Here is a 1,258-nt window from a genome sequence, read left to right on the forward strand (position 1 = left end):
CCCAGCGCACCCCGGTGGTCAGGACGAGTTCGCCCCCGGCCAGGTAGGGGGTGGGGTCGGTGAGTTCGCTGACCGCGACCCACGCGACCCTCCGGTCCAACTGGTCCTCGCCGTTGAGCAGACGCAGCCGCAGACGCGGTGTCCGCAGCAGGGCGCCCAGGGTCGGGGGCATCCGCTCTCCCTCCGTACGACGTGTCTCGCGCCGCATTGGCGCAGGTCCCTGGATCAATTATCCACTGTGTCCATGTCTGCCCCGTTCCGCGCCGCCTAAGGTCATGGCAGTCGGATCGACTCCCTCACCCGAGCCCGTTCACAGGAGGCAGCCGCATGGCCACGTCCGAGGTCGTCCAGTCACGCCGGATCGTCACGGAGATCCCCGGCCCGAAGAGCCGCGCGATCCAGGAGCGCCGTTCGGCGGCGGTCGCCCAGGGCGTCGGCAGCGTGCTGCCGGTCTACGTCGAGCGCGCGGGTGGCGGGATCGTCGAGGACATCGACGGCAACGCCCTGATCGACTTCGGTTCCGGCATCGCGGTGACCAACGTCGGCAACGCCGACCCGCGCGTCGTCGAGCGCGCCGCCGAGCAGCTCGGCCGGTTCACCCACACGTGTTTCATGGTCAACCCGTACGAGGCCTACGTGGACGTGTGCGAGGCCCTGAACCGCGTCACCCCGGGCGACCACGAGAAGCGTTCGATCCTGCTCAACTCCGGCGCCGAGGCGGTGGAGAACGCGGTCAAGATCGCCCGCAGCGCCACCGGCCGCCAGGCCGTCGTCGTCTTCGACCACGCCTACCACGGCCGCACCAACCTCACCATGGGCCTGACCGCCAAGAACATGCCCTACAAGCAGGGCTTCGGGCCGTTCGCGAGCGAGATCTACCGCGTGCCGATGGCCTACCCCTACCGCTGGGCGACCGGCGCCGAGAACTGCGGCCCCGAGGCCGCCAGGGCCGCCATCGACCAGATCACCAAGCAGATCGGCCCGGAGAACGTCGCCGCCGTGGTGATCGAGCCGATCCAGGGTGAGGGCGGCTTCATCGAGCCGGGCGCCGGGTTCCTGCCCGCGGTCGTGGACTTCTGCCGCGCCAACGGCATCGTGTTCGTCGCCGACGAGGTCCAGACCGGCTTCGCCCGCACCGGCGACATGTTCGCCTGCGACCACGAGGGGATCGTCCCCGACCTCATCACCACCGCCAAGGGCATCGCGGGCGGCCTGCCGCTGGCCGCCGTGACCGGCCGCGCCGAGCTGATGGACGCCG

The 1,258-nt window shown here is 70.6% G+C and carries 2 protein-coding genes; one reads left to right on the top strand and one right to left on the bottom strand.

What is annotated here, in order from left to right:
• The coding region (locus D471_RS38065; RefSeq protein ID WP_193789724.1) for a PucR family transcriptional regulator ligand-binding domain-containing protein at positions 1–172 on the bottom strand (172 nt) is incomplete at its 3' end.
• A 155-nt stretch (positions 173–327) separates the two neighbouring features.
• Here D471_RS38065 and D471_RS0100020 point away from each other — a divergent pair.
• On the top strand, positions 328–1,258 hold a 931-nt coding region (locus D471_RS0100020; RefSeq protein WP_017596729.1), incomplete at its 3' end, for an aminotransferase class III-fold pyridoxal phosphate-dependent enzyme.

This window comes from Nocardiopsis lucentensis DSM 44048 (assembly GCF_000341125.1).
Taxonomy (GTDB): domain Bacteria; phylum Actinomycetota; class Actinomycetes; order Streptosporangiales; family Streptosporangiaceae; genus Nocardiopsis; species Nocardiopsis lucentensis.